This window comes from Bacillus sp. BS3(2021) (assembly GCF_021043345.1).
GTDB lineage: Bacteria > Bacillota > Bacilli > Bacillales > Bacillaceae > Bacillus > Bacillus paralicheniformis.
Genome location: NZ_JAJNDM010000002.1, coordinates 391,831 through 408,023 on the forward strand (window position 1 = coordinate 391,831; position 16,193 = coordinate 408,023).

Genomic DNA, 16,193 nt, shown 5'->3' on the forward strand with positions numbered 1-16,193 from the left:
AGATTGACAAAAGCTACTGAAGTCTTTTAAACTATTTTTCATATATTTTTAAAAACTCTAAAAAAGGAGGCCGGGGTCTCAAACGACAGATCCTCAACAATGAGATGACCAATCCGATCCAATCGATTTTAGAACAATTTCCTATCATCACACTTGACGGCGCGATGGCCACCGAGCTTGAACGGTACGGCTGTGATTTGAACGACAGCCTGTGGTCTGCAAAAATGCTCATCGAAAACCCCGAGCTTATCAAACAAGTGCATCTGGATTATTTCCGTGCGGGCGCCGATTGCGCGATGACAGCCAGCTATCAGTCGACGGTTGAAGGTTTCACAAAACGCGGCCTCAGTGAACAAGAAGCGCTCCACCTTATCCGGGAGTCTGTACGTCTTGCTGTAGAAGCACGCGATGAATTTTGGGCGGTTCCGGAAAACCGCAAAGGCCGGCCCAAACCGTTTGTAGCCGCTTCAGTAGGCCCTTACGGCGCTTTTTTAGCGGATGGTTCCGAATATCGGGGGGATTATGACGTCACAGAAGACGAATTGGCCGATTTTCACAGGCAGCGAATGGCCGCTTTAATCGATGCAGGCGCCGATATGTTAGCCTGTGAAACAATACCGTGCCTTTCAGAAGCAAAAGCAATCGTTCATTTATTGAAAGAATTCCCTGACACACATGCGTGGATCAGTTTCAGCGCTAAAGACGGACGTCATATCAGCGACGGCACGAAAGCCGGCGAATGCGCGAAATGGCTCGATCAGCATGACCAGGTTGCGGCAGTTGGCGTAAACTGTACGCGGCTGGAGCATGTCTCTTCGCTCATTGGCGGCATCAAAAAGCATACAGCTAAACCGATTATCGTCTATCCGAATTCCGGTGAACAGTATGATCCGGAGACAAAAACATGGCATGGTGCGGCATGCAAAGCTTCCTTCGGAGAAAGCGCCCGCAGCTGGTACAACCAAGGAGCACAGCTGATCGGCGGCTGCTGCAGAACAACACCTGAAGACATAAAAGCCGTCGCCGACTGGGCGAGAAAGCTGGAGATATGATGGAACAGTCAAACAACAATCGTCAGAACTTTCAAAGAAAAATGCAAACGAGACACCTGATCATGCTCTCCTTGGGAGGCGTTATCGGCACGGGTCTTTTCTTAAGTTCCGGCTATACGATCTCACAGGCGGGTCCTGCCGGAACGATTTTAGCCTACTTAGTCGGGGCTCTGATCGTCTACCTTGTCATGCTCTGCCTCGGCGAATTATCGGTCGCCATGCCTGTCACCGGATCGTTTCATATGTATGCCTCTAAATTCATCGGGCCGGGCACCGGATTCACCGTCGCCTGGCTTTACTGGCTGACCTGGGCTGTCGCGCTGGGTTCGGAATTTACCGCTGCCGGGTTATTAATGCAGCGCTGGTTCCCCGATACTTCGGTGTGGATGTGGAGCGCGGTTTTCGCTGCACTGATTTTCGTGTTCAATGCTGTCTCAGTGAGATTTTTTGCCGAGTCCGAATTTTGGTTTTCGAGCATTAAAGTGCTTGCCATTATATTGTTTATTATTTTAGGCGGAGCGGCGATATTCGGCATCATCCCGCTACAAAATACAGATTCCGCACCGCTTCTTTCAAACTTTGCAGGAGAAGGCGGGCTCTTTCCGAACGGTTTCCTTCCAATTTTTATGGCGATGCTCTCCGTGAATTTTGCGTTTTCGGGTACGGAGCTGATCGGGATTGCCGCCGGAGAAAGCGCCGAACCGGAAAAGAACATTCCAAAAGCGATCAAGACAACACTCTGGAGACTGGTGCTTTTCTTCATCGGAACGATTTTCGTGCTCTCATGCCTCATTCCGGTCAAAGAAGCCGGTGTGATCAAAAGCCCGTTCGTCGTCGTTTTTGACCGTATCGGTGTTCCATACGCGGCCGACATTATGAATTTTGTGATTCTGACGGCTCTGCTTTCCGCGGCCAACTCAGGCTTATATGCTTGCTCCCGGATGCTCTGGTCACTGTCAAAAGAAAAAACGTTACACCCCGTTTTTCAAAAGCTGACTTCACGGGGAATTCCGTTGAACGCGCTGATTTTCAGTATGATCGGCGGCATTCTGTCGCTGCTCTCCAGTGTTTTTGCACCTGATTCCGTCTATATCGTTCTTGTATCAATTTCAGGCTTTGCCGTTGTTGCCGTCTGGATGAGCATTGCAGCCTCGCAGTTCATGTTCCGCAGACGCTTTTTGGCTGAAGGAAACACCGCAGACGGCTTAAAATACCGGACACCGTTTTATCCGGCAGTACCGATTGCCGCTTTTCTATTATGTCTGGCATCCTGCATCGGCATTGCCTTTGATCCGAACCAAAGAATCGCCCTTTTTTGCGGTGTTCCATTTATGGCGTTATGCTATATCATCTACTATGCAAGAAACAGAAAGAATGGCGGAAAAATGTCTGAGCCCGTTAAAAAAGCAAGTTTGCATGTTTCGTTTTCTGAATACGAGGAAAAGAAAAACTAAAATCTCGTATAAAGGAGCGAATTGTTATGGAACATGTGAAAGCCCTTGCCATTAAAGGCATCATGACAATTGTGATACTGTACCTTGTTCTCGGGCTCGGGTTTAGTTTCAGTTTTGAAAACACCCTCTTCATCACAATTGTTCTTGGCGCGGTATCCTATTTGCTGGGTGATTTGTTTATTTTGCCGAAGACCAATAACATCACAGCCACTTTAGCCGATTTAGGCGTCGCTTTTCTTGTCGTTTGGCTGATGGCTCTTGCGACGGGAACGGCTGCAAACACCGCTGCATTGGCCGCGTTTTTTGCAGCAGTCGCTATGGCAATCGGTGAATACATTTTCCATTTTTACTTGATGAATAAAGGCCTTGGCTCTCCCAACCGCAGAATGGAAACGAGAACGGAATAATATATAAAAAACGTCCAGAAAACTGGACGTTTTTTAATCAAGAATAAAGATTTTCCCAATACGGCCGCACTCTTCTGCAAACCAGATCGATTGGGCTGGTCCGGCCGCTATCCCGTGCGGTTCAGACTCGGCCGTCGGAATTGGATATTCCGTAATATCCCCGTTGACTGTAATGCGGCCGATTTGACCCGCACCCCATTCCGTAAACCACAGGGCACCATCGCCGCCGGCGGTAATCGCGTGCGGGCGGGCATTGGGTGTCGGAAGCGGGTATTCGCTGATCTTCCCTGAGACCGCAATTCTCCCAATTTGATTTCCGTTTATTTCTGTAAACCACAAAGCTCCGTCCGGGCCTGCAGTGATTCCGACCGGTCCGGATTGTTCTCCAGGAAGCGGATACTCGCTGATGTCTCCATCTGCCGTTATTCGCCCGATGGAGCCGCTTTGATTTTGTGTAAACCAGAGTGCATCGTCTGCTCCCCTTGTAATAAATGACGGGAAGGCTCCCGGTTTGGGCAGTTTATATTCAGTTATTTCGCCTGAAGATGACAGCCTGCCGATTTGATGTCCGGCCATATCGGTATACCACATGGCATCGTCACAGCCTACGGCGATCCCAAACGGGGCAGTACCTGGAGGAAGGGCATACTCGGTTATTTCCCCTTGAGGCGTCATTTTTCCGATTTTCCCCGCTTTATACTCCGTAAACCATAGCTCACCGCTAATCCCGGGAGTAATAATCGAGGCGCCTGCGCTCTTCGTCGGAATCGTATATTCGGTAATATCTCCAGACTCTGTGAGCATACCAATCCGGTTTCCCTTTTGTTCAGTAAACCAAATGCGCCCGTTTGCACATACGGCGATCCCGTACGGCCCCGACTCGGGGTTGGGAACATGATATTCAGTCATGCGAATCTGCATGAGCGCCCCTCCCTTTATTCCATTTTCCTTGAGCATCTGATCTTTCAGAACGCTCCCAGGCATTTCTCATTTTCATGTTACCTCAGGCGGAGCATGCAGTGAAACAGAAAGTTCCATTAAATATAAACTGTACAGGCATGCTCTAGTATCATAAGATTGTTTTAAAGCATAAACTTATTTTTCTATATATGGTTCAATAAGGAACCATCTTCCAGATCTTATCATTTTGAAATATATTCATATTATCGCCCTATCAATTCATTGGTGACGGCATACTTTGTGTATAAAGGCAACCGCTGTCTCAGGCGGACCAAAACAAAGAAAGAAGTGGATGTGTTCTGCATGTTTGAAGATGAGAGACTGAATCGCTTGATTTACCTTTATACCCCTCTTTTTGCGAAAGATTTTCCGATCATTCTGTTCTGGATTCCAAAAAGCGGCTGCACGACGCTGAATCGCTGGTTCTTTTTCCAAAACGGACTGCTTGAAGATGTTGGCCGAAGATGCGCGGGGAAGGTTCATCACTACAGAAATACGATCTATACGCAGCAGCCGGATTATGTGAAGGATCTTCTGGCAGAATTAAAAGAGGGAAAAAAGGACACTTACAAGCTTGTGCGCAACCCTTTCCGGAGAGCAGTCAGTTCCTTTCTGGCGGCAATTTGCTCCCCGAATTTTATCTGTCTGTTCAACAGTAACATGAATACAGGGCTGTCTTTCACCCAATTCTTGCATCATTTAAAAGATTTGGGGCCGGAAATCAGCGCCATTGACCGGCACCTTGGTCCTCAGTATCTCGAAGGAGAAGAAGAGTTTGTCACCAATTATATTTACCTCGAGCAATTCAGCGCGCAAATCAGAGAGATTGAAAACAAATACAAATTATTGAAATCTCCGATATCACAGCTGTCGAAATCACCGCACCATCTTTCCGATACTATGCTCAAAAAAGGAAAATTCGCGGACACCGTTTTCACCATGTCATCCTTCGACTGGGTGTTACCGACTTTTGAGAGCTTTTACAATGACGAAACAAAAGAGCTGGTGCAGGAGATTTTTGCGAAGGACTTCGAAGTCTACGGCTTTGATCCGAAACATATCAAGTAAACCGGAACTCGGCCATCACATTACGATCTCCTTTCAATTCGATTACATTTTGGAAAATTGATTCCAAATGGTTTCTTTTTCAGAGACGATCGTTTAGAATGCCCACTAAAGGTCATTTTAAGAATCACTTCTGTTTGAAGAAAGGAGATATATTATGAAAAAAGGCATATCATCTCTCATGATTGGATTATTGGCTGTCGTATTGGGCGCCTGCACTTCAAATCATGATGATCAGCAATCCAAGGCAAACAATCAAGAAAAAACAGCCCAAAGCGGACAGCAGGATCAAGAAAAGCAAATGAAAGCCATGCAGAAAAAGCTTGATCAGCAAAAAGTCGATGATACAAAAACAGTGGCTGTCGTTAACGATGAAAAGATCACAGGCAAGGACTATAACAGCGTATTATCAACCGCACAAATGCAGTATCAGCAAACAGGACAGGATCCGACTTCAAAAGATGCGGCACAGCAAATCAAAAAGCAGGCCATCGACAGCCTGGTCGGACAGGCTTTAATTACCCAAGAAGCGGACAAAAAAGGCTACAAAGCATCTGAGAAAGAAATTGAAAAACAGCTGGACGAAAGCAAAAAGCAGTATAAAAATGAACAAGATTTTGAGGAAGCTGTCAAGAAAGCCGGCTTAAACATGAACACGCTGAAAAGTGACATTGCCGACAATATCAAAACAGAAAAATATATTGACAAAGAACTGCCGGCAGATCAGGTCACAGACAAAGAAATCAAAGATTACTATGATCAATTTGCCGCACAGCAAAAAGACAGCGGACAGAAAAACACACCTGCGTTTGACGATGTCAAGAAACAAATCCAAGACATGCTCAAACAGCAAAAAAGACAGGAAAAACTCGGACAGCAGGTTGAAAAACTGAAAAAAAGCGCCGATGTGAAAGTGGAAATTTAACAAAGTCAGCCATCCGTTACAGGATGGCTGACTCGTTTTATTTATCAGGTTTATTCAAGCGACTCTATCGCCGCCATCACATCAGCTTCATGAAAAGATCCCATCAGACATAAAGATTCATCCGGACGCACGGCATGAGCGGCAACGGTCCGTTTTGCCTCTTCAACGTTTTCTAAAATGCCTAAATCGCTAAGTCTTTTCGGAAAACCGAGCCCTTCATAAAAGGGAATCAGTTCGGCAATTTCATCTGTCCGTCCTTCTAAAGCAAGCTGCACGAGTATCCCGTAGGCTACCTTTTGGCCATGCAGCACACGATGGGTTTCGGGGATGAACGTTAAGCCGTTGTGAATGGCATGGGCTCCGGCCATTCTGCCATAGCGTCCCGCATATCCGCCTACTGTGCCAGCCAGCGCGATAACCGCTTCGAGGACATTTGCGAAAGATGAGGAGGTTTCGCCTTTTTCAAGACTTTCTATGGCTTTCAGACTTTCTGTCAACAAAATATCCCGAATATAGACAGACTGTCTCAGCCCTGTCTGAACCATGATGGAAAGCGAATCGGCCGTATTTCTGATGATCGCTTCGGCCTCATACCATTTCGCAAGCGTATCACCGATTCCGCTTTTCACATAAGCGACCGGCGAAGAAAGGAGAAGCAGCGGATCGACCAGCGTCAAATAGCTTGAGCGCTTATGGTATTGGACGCCCGAAAAGTTGCCGTCATCATCATAGATCACGCTTAACGGCGTGCTTGCCGCGCATGTTCCCGGGATCGTCGGAATCATCATGACTTCAATGTTCAACAAATCGGCGGCTGCCTTCGCCGTATCTAAGACGGTTCCCCCGCCTATCCCGATGATGACATCTGCCGATTCTGCTGCTTCTGCTGCTTTTTTAATCTTATTTAGGGAACTGCAGCCCGTATGCTGAACGACTTTCCAATTGTTTGGAGGCGTCGTATAACTCGTAAAAGCTTTAAACGATTTGACTCCAGTAATGATGACGGGCCGTTCGAATGCATTCGCAAATGACGGCAGTTCTTTCGCGATCCCCTCTCTGCAAACGTACTGGTTCGGACCGCTTCTGACAATATCTTCAGGCTGCATATTTCCCACTCCTTCTATTATTTTCTAATATTTATCATCTCACTTTCTAACAAGATGTCAAACGATATCACAAACCGGTCACCGGTTTCTTTCTGAATTAAGCAAGACTCTCTTCCTTCCCATTCAAGCTCAAACAGCTGTTCCAAATGAAATATTCCGTGCGGAAAGCTTCCGGTATACAAAGCTGACGCGGCTGCAGCGGCTGTCTGTGCGGTAATGAATGATTCATTTTCGCCGAACAGCGCGATGCCTGTCCCGGCGCTCCGGCCGTTTTTCAATCCTTCAGCATCCACCTTTACCGCGTAATGCGCTGATCCGATGTTGAGCGCCCCCAGCATACGGACCGCCAGATTTCGAATTCCCTTATTGTTTAAGAGCTTGACTGCGCCGATTTTTTGCATGGCCGCAATCAGCACAGTGGCAGGCCTTGAATCAAAGCAAAGCCGGGTAGAAACAGAAGGGACGGCTAATGTGCCTGGCAATGTCACCTGATCGGAAAAAGGAAACCGGTACGCTGTCCGGCGCCCCAATCGCCCGCCGAAGTTTGTCCGCCGGCAGTCTGTAAAACTGCTGACTTCCATCAAGCGTCCATTTTCTTTCACATCATACACCGTATTCAGATGATCAACTGTCCACTCGATGGCCGCTTGTCCGTGGCTGTCACCTAAACCGAGCATAATCGCAATATCAATCCGGCTCGTTTCATCGAGAGACTGGGCGGCTTTCTGCGCAAGTAAATTGGTAAGCCCCGGAGCCAGGCCGACGCTTAATAATCCCGTGTCGCGGCATGCTTTGTCATTCAGCTGTTCAAGCTGAGCCAAAAATGAACCGTTCGCCGTAATGTCGATATAATCCGTGCCGCTCGCCAGACAAGCCTCTGCCAACTCAGTGTTTTCCTGATCGATGCACACGATCACCAGCTTCGTCGTCTTGAGCCAATCCCAGTCAGCCGGTGCATCTCTGTTGAAACGCATCGGCTTCACTTGGCCGCCCGTTTCCTGACTAAAACGCTCGGCGTGATCCAGGTTTCTTCCGGCAGCATACACACGGCCCGGATATTTTCCCCCGAGACTCCGGCAGATTTGGGCGCCGACATGACCGTACCCGCCGATCACGACAATATGTTTCTTCATTGTTTGCCGCCTCCTTTCACAGCAAACCAGCCGTCGATTACATAAGCGCTGAAAAATCTCGTTGCGTTTGTAAAGCCTGCTTTGCCGAGCAGATCCTCCACCTCTGAAGCCGGCACCGGATGAGAGCGGCTGCCGATTGAAGCGGAAAAGCTCTCCCATTCCTGTTCAGAAATCCCGCCTGCCAGCATATGCTCCTTCCAGGCACACATCTGCCACTTGAATGTCTCTGACGTCATGTCGCCTTGAATGGCCGCAATGAAAAATGGAGCGCCATCCGCCAATCTTGAGGCGATCTGCTGCAAAAATTCAAGCTTATGGCGGACAAAGTGAAGCACAAGCATGCATGTCGCAGCATCATATTGAAATCTGCACTCAAGCTGCTGTACTTCTCCTTCAATCAGATCGGCTTGAAGCTGAATTCCGGCGAGCTCCAGCCTTTTTCTCGCCAAACCGAGCATGCTGGCAGACGGATCGACTCCTGTAAATGACCAATTCGGGTGTCTTTTTGCAAGCGTCACGAGCTCCTGCCCGCCTCCGGCCCCGACGACCATCACATTAGCCGCATCTTCAGAAAGCCGGACCGTCAACAAGCGATCCATCATATCGTAGAGCATTTCATAGCATGGGATTTTTAAAGGGATTTTCTTTTCGTATTGATAGACATCAGGATGATTCCAGTCCATGTTCATGACAAGCCGTTCTCCTTTTAGTAAAATTAATTAAGAATTGTTCTCAATTATAAAGGAGTTTCAACAAACCACCATCCCTTAAACCTGGGATTTTTAAAGAGGAGGACCGACATGAACCGGCCGTTAAAAGACATACTGAACGAACTGCAGCGCACAACCCGTTCTTCGCCCCAATATATCGAAGCCATGCTGTCTGCATTAAAACAGGCGATTCCGTTTGATGCATCATGCTGCACGGCTGTAGACCCCAAGACCTTACTGTCCATCGGAGCCGTCACAGACGATCAAATTGAAGCGATCCATCCGCAATTATTCGAGCTTGAGTACACGCAGGAGGATGTGAATCGATTCGAAGCCTTAATTCAGACACGGCAGACAGCGGCTATATTAAGTGAATCGGTCAAAGGAGACTTCCGGCAAAGCAAACGCTACAGCAACATTCTTGGGCCTGCAGGCTATGAAGATGAATTGCGCGCCGTTCTGCTCAGCAAGGGGGAGTGCCGGGGATACCTTACCCTATTGAGGAAAAGAGGACAGCCGCTATTCACAGAAAAGGATAAGAGCTTGCTCGCTTCACTCGCACCGCTTATCGGCCGGCACCTTCAGCAATTCAGACACCACCTGTCAAAAAAAGACGTGTTTCACATGAAACATGTCGGAGGCATTCTAATTTTGTCGGAAGACCTGCAGCCCTTGTCATGCAACCGAGCGGCCCTCCATTGGCTAAATATCTTGCGCGGCTGGGAAAGGATCGGCAGCGATGCCGTGCCGAGACCTATCCGGGCCGTCTGCACGCGGGCAGCGGCTGAAACTGCCGATCCGGCAAAAACGGTCATCTCGATTCCGGGTCATTCCTGCCTATCCATTAAAGCGAGTCGTTTAGACGGCTTTGGTCCATCAGGCCAGATCGCCGTTTCATTCGAGCCTGCTTCACCGGCAGAAACCATACCGCTGATAGCAGAAGCCTACAACCTGTCCGACCGGGAAAAAGACATCGTGTACCGGGTCATCCGCGGACTTTCAACAAAATCCATCGGAGACGAATTGCATATATCGGCTTACACCGTTCAAGACCACTTGAAATCGATTTTTTTGAAGACGGGCGCAGGAAACCGGAGGGAGCTGATGTGGAAGCTGCTTGATGATGTGCTGGAGTGAGAATAAGGTAGAAAACTGTTCTCAACTCCGATTCCACAGACAAGACACGCAGTGTTTTTCACTATGTCTTATCTTGGAGGAATGAAGACCAGTAAATTCAGAGGACTTAACTTTTTCTTCATTCCACCCCATCCTGTTCATTGAACAGCTCGTCCAAACGCGCCACAGCATCCTGTTTTTCAAAGGTGCTGAACCATAGGTCGTCATACGAATCCAAAATGCGGTAATGGTGAGAAATCAAGTTTTGCTGAAGGCGAAACTCGCCTTTTTTCTCAATGTCCCGCCACCACACTTTTCCGCCAAGCGTCTTCCCTTTTGGTCTGTCGATGCTTCGATGAGCGACAGTCTCCACCACCTCAAGGGGCTCATCCCCGAGCACGGCCTGCAGCACCTCACTGTTCCGAAAAAGCGCGCATACCGCGACAACATGCGCCCACCCCGCTGCCGACCTGCCCTTTTCAATTTGCACGAGCGTTTTCTTCGACATCCCGAGCACGTTCGCCATTTTCTCCTGCGTATAGCCGCTTTCCGCACGGATTAATCTTAACTTGGATGAAATGAGTTCGGTTATGTATTCTTTATCCATGGAGGAACCTCCGATGTTCTTTTTAGTGTAATATTACACCAAAAGTTACAATGGTTCAATTTTTATGACCCTGTAATTGCTGTCAGTTTAACCCTCTCCTTATGATCTTCACCATTGTGATTCCATTCCACGACAGCTTCAAATTGCTCATTCTTTTCACAAAAAATACGATTTTTTCATTAAGCAACATCATACAAGAAATTTCTCAAAAACATGATAAACTTAAACATCATCACACCAAGGAGGCCCGACATGCGAAATGAAACCCGCACGCTTTTCCTCGACCCTGATCTAAATGTTGAAGCCTACCGCTTTAAAGGCATTATGCAGAAGTTTCCGAATCACTTTCACGAGTACTTTGTGATTGGTTTTATTGAGAAGGGGGAGCGCTATTTGCTTTGCAAAGGAGAAGAATACATCATTAATCAGGGCGATCTCGTGCTTTTCAATCCTTATGACACGCACAGTTGCGAGCAGATTGACGGAAAGGCGCTCGATTATCGCTGCATAAATGTGATGCCTGACGTTATGAGAAAATTTGTGAAGGAGATCACCGGAACCGACACCCTCCCATATTTCACGGAAAATGTCTTGTTCCGTCATGAGCTGAACGCCAGCTTGAAGGAGCTTCACATTCAAATATTGCAGAAAGAAAAAGCTTTGAAAAAAGAGGAACTTTTTCTCAATCTTCTCGAAGAGTTGATTCGAACGTATTCTGATGTCGCGTTTCTCGAAAATGCGCCTGAACCGTCCGACGAAGTCAAAGCGGTGTGCGGTTATTTGGAATCCCATTACCAGGAAAACATTACGCTTGAACATTTAAGCAAGCTGGCAGGCTGGAGCAAGTATCACCTCCTGCGGTCGTTTACGAAGCAGAAAGGAATTTCCCCCTACAGCTACTTGGAAACCGTCCGTATCAATCATGCGAAAAAGCTGTTGGAAGAAGGCGTAAAACCAATCGATGCCGCTTTCCAAACAGGCTTCAGCGATCAGAGCCATATGACGAAATTTTTCAAGCGGCAGGTCGGGCTGACGCCGAAACAATATATGAAAATCTTTGAATATGACAGGCAGGAGATCAAAGGATGAAGACAAGACGCGAAACCGTTGGACACCTCGCAGCTGTCATCACGATCATCATCTGGGGTACCACTTTTGTCTCGACAAAGGTGCTGCTCGAGGATTTTGCGCCCGTAGATATATTGTTTTACCGGTTTCTCATCGGATTGATCGTGCTGATTATGGTGCATCCGCATGTGCTGACATTCCGGAGCTGGAAGCAGGAAGCGCTGTTTGCGGGAGCAGGCTTATGCGGGGTGACGCTTTATTTTCTGTTGGAAAACATCGCGCTTACCCTTACCTACGCCTCAAACGCCGGCATGATCGTCGCAGTTATTCCGATGATCACCGCGGTATTGGCGCATTTTTTCCTTTCGGGCGAAAAGCTGGAGCCCCGTTTCTTCATTGGATTCGCCGCCGCTTTTACAGGACTTGCGCTCATTTTCTTTAACGGACAAATGATGCTCAAGCTGAATCCGCTCGGCGACATTCTTGCTGCTGCCTCTGCATTCGTCTGGGCGGCATATGCGATTTTGATGAAAAAAATCAGCACATTCGGTTATCATACAATCCAATGCACACAGCGGATCTTTCTGTACGGCTTGCTATTCATGGTTCCCGCTCTGTTCCTGTTTGATTTCCGCTTCGACGCCAGCCCTTTCGCCTCCCCCGCCAATTGGCTGAATATCCTGTTCTTAGGTGCGGGCGCATCTGCGCTTTGCTTTGTGACATGGAACTGGTCGGTCGGTGTGCTTGGGGCGGTAAAAACGAGCGCTTATATCTATATGGTACCCGTCATCACCATTGCCGCATCCGTCGTCATTCTGCAAGAAAAACTGACATGGGTTGCTTTTTGCGGAGGAGCGCTCACATTGGCCGGTCTTTATATTTCTGAAACAAAACCAAAACCTCAGCTGAAGGAGGAACAAATTTGATAGAAGAGACAAAATGCGCATTGATCATCGATGAAAGCCTGCCGCTCGGGCTAATTGCCAATACAGCTGCAATCCTGGGGGCTGCACTCGGCAAAAACAACCCCGGCCTGCTCGGAGAACATGTAACGGACGGCTCGGGAATCGACCATTTGGGTATCGTCAAACTTCCAATCCCCATTTTAAAAGGCAACGCCGAGCTGCTTCATCAATTAAGACAAAAGCTGTTGACCGACGAATTCAACGATATTCTGACGGTCGATTTCACCGATGTCGCGCAAGGCATTCATACATATGAAGAATTTATTGAAACATTTCAAAGCACCGCAGCTTCCGATTACCGCTATTTTGGAATCGGCGTTTGCGGCGATAAGAAAAAAGTCACGCGGCTGACAGGAAGCTTGGGGCTGTTGAGATAAACAAAATACGGAAATTGACTTCGCTTCATTTAATGAAGGAGTCAATTTCCGTATTTTTTTATGTCATACGTTTGCCACCTAATAGTGAAAGCACAATGAAAGAAAGAGGGATCATAAATGGATGAAATGGTGTTGAAAACGCAGGAATGGCTAAACAAAACCTACAGCGGGAAACACGGTTACAACAAGGTGGAGGAGAACGGAATACCGAATTGGAAGACGATTTACGGTTTAACGAGAGCATTGCAGATCGAGCTCGGAATCGCGGAGCCCGCTGATAATTTCGGAGCGGCAACAGAGAGTAAGTTTATTCCGCTCAAACGGCAGGCCAAAAATGAAAAACCGACAAACCTCAATTACATTCTACAAGGCGCTTTTTGGGTGAAAGGAAGCGGGTTTAATCCCGGCGGATTAACAGGTCAATTCTTTGAAGGTACAGAGGAAGCCGTGAAAAAATTTCAAAAAGCTGCGGGCCTGGCCAAACAAGATGGTGTTGTCACAGCACAGATCATGAAAGCATTGCTCAACATGAGCGCTTTTACATTGGTTTCAAACGGCGATACGAAAATCCGTCAAATTCAGCAAAATCTAAATCGGGATTACAACAATTATTTCGGACTAATGCCTTGTGACGGCGTTTATTCCCGAGAGACAAATAAGGCGCTCATTTATGCCTTGCAAAAAGAAGAAGGTATGAGTACAAGTGTGGCTAACGGCTTTTTTGGACCAGGTACAACAAGCAAATGCCCGACACTCTCACCCGGAGACTCCCGAACCAAGCTCGTGCTGATTCTTCAGTACGCACTATATTGCAATGGCTATCCTTCTGGTGAATTTGACGGCATCTACGATGCTGAAGTAAAATCTGCCGTCTCACGTTTCCAAAGTTTCATGTGTTTGCCGGTAACAGGAGTTGCCAATATGGCAACGATTAAAGCCTTATTGGCAAGCTCCGGCGATACTTCACGTGCTGCTGCGGCATGCGATACTGCCACAATCTTAACGGCGGACACTGCGAAAACTTTACGGACCAACGGATATAAAGTGGTCGGCAGATATTTGACTGGCAATGTGCGGACAAGCAGTGGGCTTAAATCAAAAGCGATGACTCCTGCCGAGCTTTCAATCATTTTTAATGAAGGTTTGAGAGTGTTTCCGATTTACCAAGACGGCGGCTATGAATCCTCGTATTTTGTAGAAAATCAAGGAACAACAGATGCGTATGCCGCTGTCAACGCAGCGCAAGGATTAGGCTTCCCATCCGGCACAACCATTTATTTTGCCGTTGATTTCGACGCGTATGATTATGAAGTAACAAATAAAATCATCCCGTATTTTAACGAAATCAGAGCAGCGTTTGATAAAATGCAAAGCATTCCGAATACCCCTAAATATAAGATCGGTGTATATGGCCCAAGAAACATTTGTATCAGAACAGCAGACGCCGGATTAACGGAATACAGCTTCGTCGCCGACATGTCGACCGGCTTCAGCGGCAACCTCGGGTATACGATGCCGCAAAACTGGGCCTTTGACCAATTCTACGAATATTCAATCGGCACAGGCAGCGGCGCCATCGGCATTGATAAAGACGCTTATTCTGGCAGGGACAAAGGAACAGCAAGTGTCACCCCATCGTCAGATCCGGTCTATGACGCACGAGTAAGAACGTTGAGAAATATTTTAGCGAATATCCCGGCATTGAGCAATATTCCAAAATTATTTACAACAATGTTTGTTTTTGATAAAACTGAGACAGTTTACGAGTCATTAAACTTGGATATTACGTTGTCTACTTCACTCATATTTAAAAACCCAAGTGATACATCACCAGGGACTATACAAGTTAAAAACGGTAAGGTTGGAGCGACGATTACAGAAATCCTGGGAGACTCCAAAACATCATTGAGTTCTTCACAAATTCATTCATATGATGAGCTTTTAAAAAATATCGGCTTGTCGGTGCGTAACGGATATATCATGGTAAACGTTTCACCTTCTGTTGAATCATTGGATCTTTCATTAACGATTTTCAGCAACGAAATTCCTGTAGTTGGCGATACAAAAACTGAGCTTTCAGCAACAATTACTTTTAAATTAAAAAATTATAAAGGGGTACCCGTCACCTCCCCAGAAAGCGAATTTTCCATCAATTGGGGACAAGTGCGCCAAGAGGTTCTGCCAATTATAGCTATTGGTGGAATCGTCGTTGCAGGAATATATTTTGCACCGGAAGCTGCAGCTGCTACTGTTGTTGCTAAGGTTGGTGAGTTTATTTTGTCTCTATTAGGAAAAATTGCATTATAAGACTTCAAAAAATAGTGTTTTTTTATAAGTAAGGAAATTAATATAACGAATATGATATGATGATAATTGGTAATTATCATCATATCTTTTTATTGATTTGGAGGACAAGAGACATGCAAACAGACAAACAATTATTCGAAAAAACAAAACAAATGGCAGAAGCTATATTATTATCGAAAACTGAAAACGATGAAGAGCTGATGGCATACCTCGAAAAACAAGATTTATCCACGTTAAACCAGTTGAAAGTTTATTTTTCGGGTCCAACGCTAAAAATTAGCCACGTGATCAAAGCTTCCCTCGCCAGTTCCATATTCGCTTCCATTCTAACTACTGTATTCTCGGGTCAGGCCAATTCCATTTTACCTGACGTTTCAAAAGGTTATTTTCCGACTATGTTATCGATATTACTTGTAATAAGCTCCATCTGGGTGTTCGGCACGATCACTAAATCACAGAGAAACAAAGACCAAAACTTCTTACACTTTAGAAAAAAATCGAACCATACAAAAATCATTGGAATGATTAATGTCTTACTAGAAAATAAATACAAAAATATTTTAAACACCAAAAAATAAAGAAGGCATCCTCTGATGCCTTCCTCCACAATCACTCACCACTAGACAAATTCTGTCTTCTCTCCTGCTCCGCGATGATTTCATTATCCTCAGCGTTGTCTCTCGTCACTTTCTGTGTCAAAATCGCGCCGACCGCCACTAAAATCATCACAGCTATGTAATAGCCTTTTTCATTGAGCTGCAGATTGTCCGCATTGTAAAGGCCGATACCGAACAAAAAGACCCCCGCAAAAAATGTGAAATATGACATAACCGTAAAGGCCATTGTGTTTCTTCTTCTGTGTTTCTGCATCTTAATACCTCCTAAAGAATAAAACTATTATACTTTATTTAGGTCAACAGAAGAAGAATGTTCTTCCTCCC

17 protein-coding genes are annotated in these 16,193 nt (G+C 46.5%); 11 read left to right on the plus strand and 6 right to left on the minus strand.

Annotated features, from left to right (window positions below):
• Positions 1-104 precede the first annotated feature (104 nt).
• From mmuM to LQ247_RS07155, 3 genes are read left to right on the plus strand one after another with little or no spacing between them, the layout of a single operon-like run.
• Positions 105-1,052: a homocysteine S-methyltransferase gene (gene mmuM / locus LQ247_RS07145; protein WP_023857745.1), complete on the plus strand. Its 948-nt coding sequence runs from the start codon at positions 105-107 to the stop codon at positions 1,050-1,052.
• On the plus strand, positions 1,052-2,506 hold the full coding sequence (mmuP, locus tag LQ247_RS07150; RefSeq protein WP_020449975.1) for an S-methylmethionine permease: 1,455 nt from the start codon (positions 1,052-1,054) through the stop codon (positions 2,504-2,506). The genes mmuM and mmuP overlap by 1 nt, the downstream gene beginning before the upstream one ends.
• A 26-nt stretch (positions 2,507-2,532) precedes the next feature.
• Entirely contained in the window at positions 2,533-2,913 is a 381-nt protein-coding gene (locus LQ247_RS07155; protein WP_025810846.1) for a DUF2512 family protein, read from the plus strand.
• A 33-nt stretch (positions 2,914-2,946) separates the two neighbouring features.
• Here LQ247_RS07155 and LQ247_RS07160 read toward each other — a convergent pair whose 3' ends face one another.
• Positions 2,947-3,834, minus strand: coding sequence for a Vgb family protein (locus tag LQ247_RS07160; protein ID WP_231005808.1), 888 nt, complete (start codon positions 3,832-3,834; stop codon positions 2,947-2,949).
• A 342-nt stretch (positions 3,835-4,176) separates the two neighbouring features.
• On the opposite strand from LQ247_RS07160, the gene LQ247_RS07165 reads away from it, so the two are divergent.
• Together LQ247_RS07165 and LQ247_RS07170 are read left to right on the plus strand one after the other, a co-directional pair.
• The gene (locus tag LQ247_RS07165) at positions 4,177-4,941 is read left to right on the plus strand and encodes a sulfotransferase family 2 domain-containing protein (protein WP_231005809.1); all 765 of its coding nucleotides are present in this window, start codon (positions 4,177-4,179) and stop codon (positions 4,939-4,941) included.
• 154 nt (positions 4,942-5,095) lie between these two features.
• Complete coding sequence (locus tag LQ247_RS07170) at positions 5,096-5,863, plus strand: SurA N-terminal domain-containing protein (protein ID WP_020449972.1); 768 nt, start codon at positions 5,096-5,098, stop codon at positions 5,861-5,863.
• Between the two features lie 50 nt (positions 5,864-5,913).
• Here LQ247_RS07170 and LQ247_RS07175 read toward each other — a convergent pair whose 3' ends face one another.
• The 3 genes from LQ247_RS07175 to LQ247_RS07185 are packed head-to-tail and all read right to left on the minus strand — an operon-like array spanning position 5,914 to position 8,791.
• Positions 5,914-6,969 (minus strand): iron-containing alcohol dehydrogenase family protein, encoded by a 1,056-nt coding sequence (locus LQ247_RS07175; protein ID WP_144498640.1) that lies wholly within the window; start codon positions 6,967-6,969, stop codon positions 5,914-5,916.
• Positions 6,970-6,986: 17 nt separating this feature from the next.
• Complete coding sequence (locus tag LQ247_RS07180) at positions 6,987-8,102, minus strand: saccharopine dehydrogenase family protein (protein ID WP_231005810.1); 1,116 nt, start codon at positions 8,100-8,102, stop codon at positions 6,987-6,989.
• Positions 8,099-8,791 carry a class I SAM-dependent methyltransferase gene (locus LQ247_RS07185; RefSeq protein WP_231005811.1) on the minus strand — a complete coding sequence of 231 codons (693 nt, stop codon included), beginning with the start codon at positions 8,789-8,791 and terminating at the stop codon, positions 8,099-8,101. The genes LQ247_RS07180 and LQ247_RS07185 overlap by 4 nt, the downstream gene beginning before the upstream one ends.
• 111 nt (positions 8,792-8,902) lie before the next feature.
• Between LQ247_RS07185 and LQ247_RS07190 the strand changes: the two genes are divergently transcribed.
• A complete protein-coding gene (locus LQ247_RS07190; protein ID WP_231005812.1) occupies positions 8,903-9,949 on the plus strand; it encodes a helix-turn-helix transcriptional regulator in 1,047 nt (348 codons plus the stop codon).
• A gap of 118 nt (positions 9,950-10,067) precedes the next feature.
• Here the strand turns inward: LQ247_RS07190 and LQ247_RS07195 are convergent, their stop codons facing one another.
• The gene (locus LQ247_RS07195) at positions 10,068-10,535 is read right to left on the minus strand and encodes a helix-turn-helix domain-containing protein (RefSeq protein WP_025810853.1); all 468 of its coding nucleotides are present in this window, start codon (positions 10,533-10,535) and stop codon (positions 10,068-10,070) included.
• Positions 10,536-10,787: 252 nt separating this feature from the next.
• Between LQ247_RS07195 and LQ247_RS07200 the strand changes: the two genes are divergently transcribed.
• From LQ247_RS07200 to LQ247_RS07220, 5 genes are all read left to right on the plus strand, one after another.
• A complete protein-coding gene (locus LQ247_RS07200) occupies positions 10,788-11,624 on the plus strand; it encodes an AraC family ligand binding domain-containing protein (RefSeq protein WP_231005813.1) in 837 nt (278 codons plus the stop codon).
• A complete protein-coding gene (locus tag LQ247_RS07205) occupies positions 11,621-12,529 on the plus strand; it encodes a DMT family transporter (protein ID WP_231005814.1) in 909 nt (302 codons plus the stop codon). The genes LQ247_RS07200 and LQ247_RS07205 overlap by 4 nt, the downstream gene beginning before the upstream one ends.
• Positions 12,526-12,945 carry a DUF2000 domain-containing protein gene (locus LQ247_RS07210; RefSeq protein ID WP_231005816.1) on the plus strand — a complete coding sequence of 140 codons (420 nt, stop codon included), beginning with the start codon at positions 12,526-12,528 and terminating at the stop codon, positions 12,943-12,945. Before LQ247_RS07205 ends, LQ247_RS07210 begins: the two co-directional genes overlap by 4 nt.
• 117 nt (positions 12,946-13,062) lie before the next feature.
• The gene (locus LQ247_RS07215; RefSeq protein WP_231005817.1) at positions 13,063-15,252 is read left to right on the plus strand and encodes a glycoside hydrolase domain-containing protein; all 2,190 of its coding nucleotides are present in this window, start codon (positions 13,063-13,065) and stop codon (positions 15,250-15,252) included.
• Between the two features lie 113 nt (positions 15,253-15,365).
• Positions 15,366-15,830: a tripartite tricarboxylate transporter TctB family protein gene (locus LQ247_RS07220; protein ID WP_231005818.1), complete on the plus strand. Its 465-nt coding sequence runs from the start codon at positions 15,366-15,368 to the stop codon at positions 15,828-15,830.
• A gap of 31 nt (positions 15,831-15,861) precedes the next feature.
• On the opposite strand, the gene LQ247_RS07225 is transcribed toward LQ247_RS07220, so the two are convergent.
• Positions 15,862-16,122, minus strand: a complete 261-nt coding sequence (locus LQ247_RS07225; RefSeq protein ID WP_231005819.1) for a YiaA/YiaB family inner membrane protein — start codon at positions 16,120-16,122, stop codon at positions 15,862-15,864.
• Positions 16,123-16,193: the final 71 nt, after the last annotated feature.

Bases quoted from the DNA above. Each gene is read 5' to 3' on its own strand.
- mmuM (WP_023857745.1), top strand. From the start codon at position 105: ATGACCAATCCGATCCAATCGATTTTAGAACAATTTCCTATCATCACA.
- mmuP (WP_020449975.1), top strand. From the start codon at position 1,052: ATGGAACAGTCAAACAACAATCGTCAGAACTTTCAAAGAAAAATGCAA.
- LQ247_RS07155 (WP_025810846.1), top strand. From the start codon at position 2,533: ATGGAACATGTGAAAGCCCTTGCCATTAAAGGCATCATGACAATTGTG.
- LQ247_RS07160 (WP_231005808.1), bottom strand. From the start codon at position 3,834: ATGCAGATTCGCATGACTGAATATCATGTTCCCAACCCCGAGTCGGGG.
- LQ247_RS07165 (WP_231005809.1), top strand. From the start codon at position 4,177: ATGTTTGAAGATGAGAGACTGAATCGCTTGATTTACCTTTATACCCCT.
- LQ247_RS07170 (WP_020449972.1), top strand. From the start codon at position 5,096: ATGAAAAAAGGCATATCATCTCTCATGATTGGATTATTGGCTGTCGTA.
- LQ247_RS07175 (WP_144498640.1), bottom strand. From the start codon at position 6,969: ATGCAGCCTGAAGATATTGTCAGAAGCGGTCCGAACCAGTACGTTTGC.
- LQ247_RS07180 (WP_231005810.1), bottom strand. From the start codon at position 8,102: ATGAAGAAACATATTGTCGTGATCGGCGGGTACGGTCATGTCGGCGCC.
- LQ247_RS07185 (WP_231005811.1), bottom strand. From the start codon at position 8,791: ATGAACATGGACTGGAATCATCCTGATGTCTATCAATACGAAAAGAAA.
- LQ247_RS07190 (WP_231005812.1), top strand. From the start codon at position 8,903: ATGAACCGGCCGTTAAAAGACATACTGAACGAACTGCAGCGCACAACC.
- LQ247_RS07195 (WP_025810853.1), bottom strand. From the start codon at position 10,535: ATGGATAAAGAATACATAACCGAACTCATTTCATCCAAGTTAAGATTA.
- LQ247_RS07200 (WP_231005813.1), top strand. From the start codon at position 10,788: ATGCGAAATGAAACCCGCACGCTTTTCCTCGACCCTGATCTAAATGTT.
- LQ247_RS07205 (WP_231005814.1), top strand. From the start codon at position 11,621: ATGAAGACAAGACGCGAAACCGTTGGACACCTCGCAGCTGTCATCACG.
- LQ247_RS07215 (WP_231005817.1), top strand. From the start codon at position 13,063: ATGGATGAAATGGTGTTGAAAACGCAGGAATGGCTAAACAAAACCTAC.
- LQ247_RS07220 (WP_231005818.1), top strand. From the start codon at position 15,366: ATGCAAACAGACAAACAATTATTCGAAAAAACAAAACAAATGGCAGAA.
- LQ247_RS07225 (WP_231005819.1), bottom strand. From the start codon at position 16,122: ATGCAGAAACACAGAAGAAGAAACACAATGGCCTTTACGGTTATGTCA.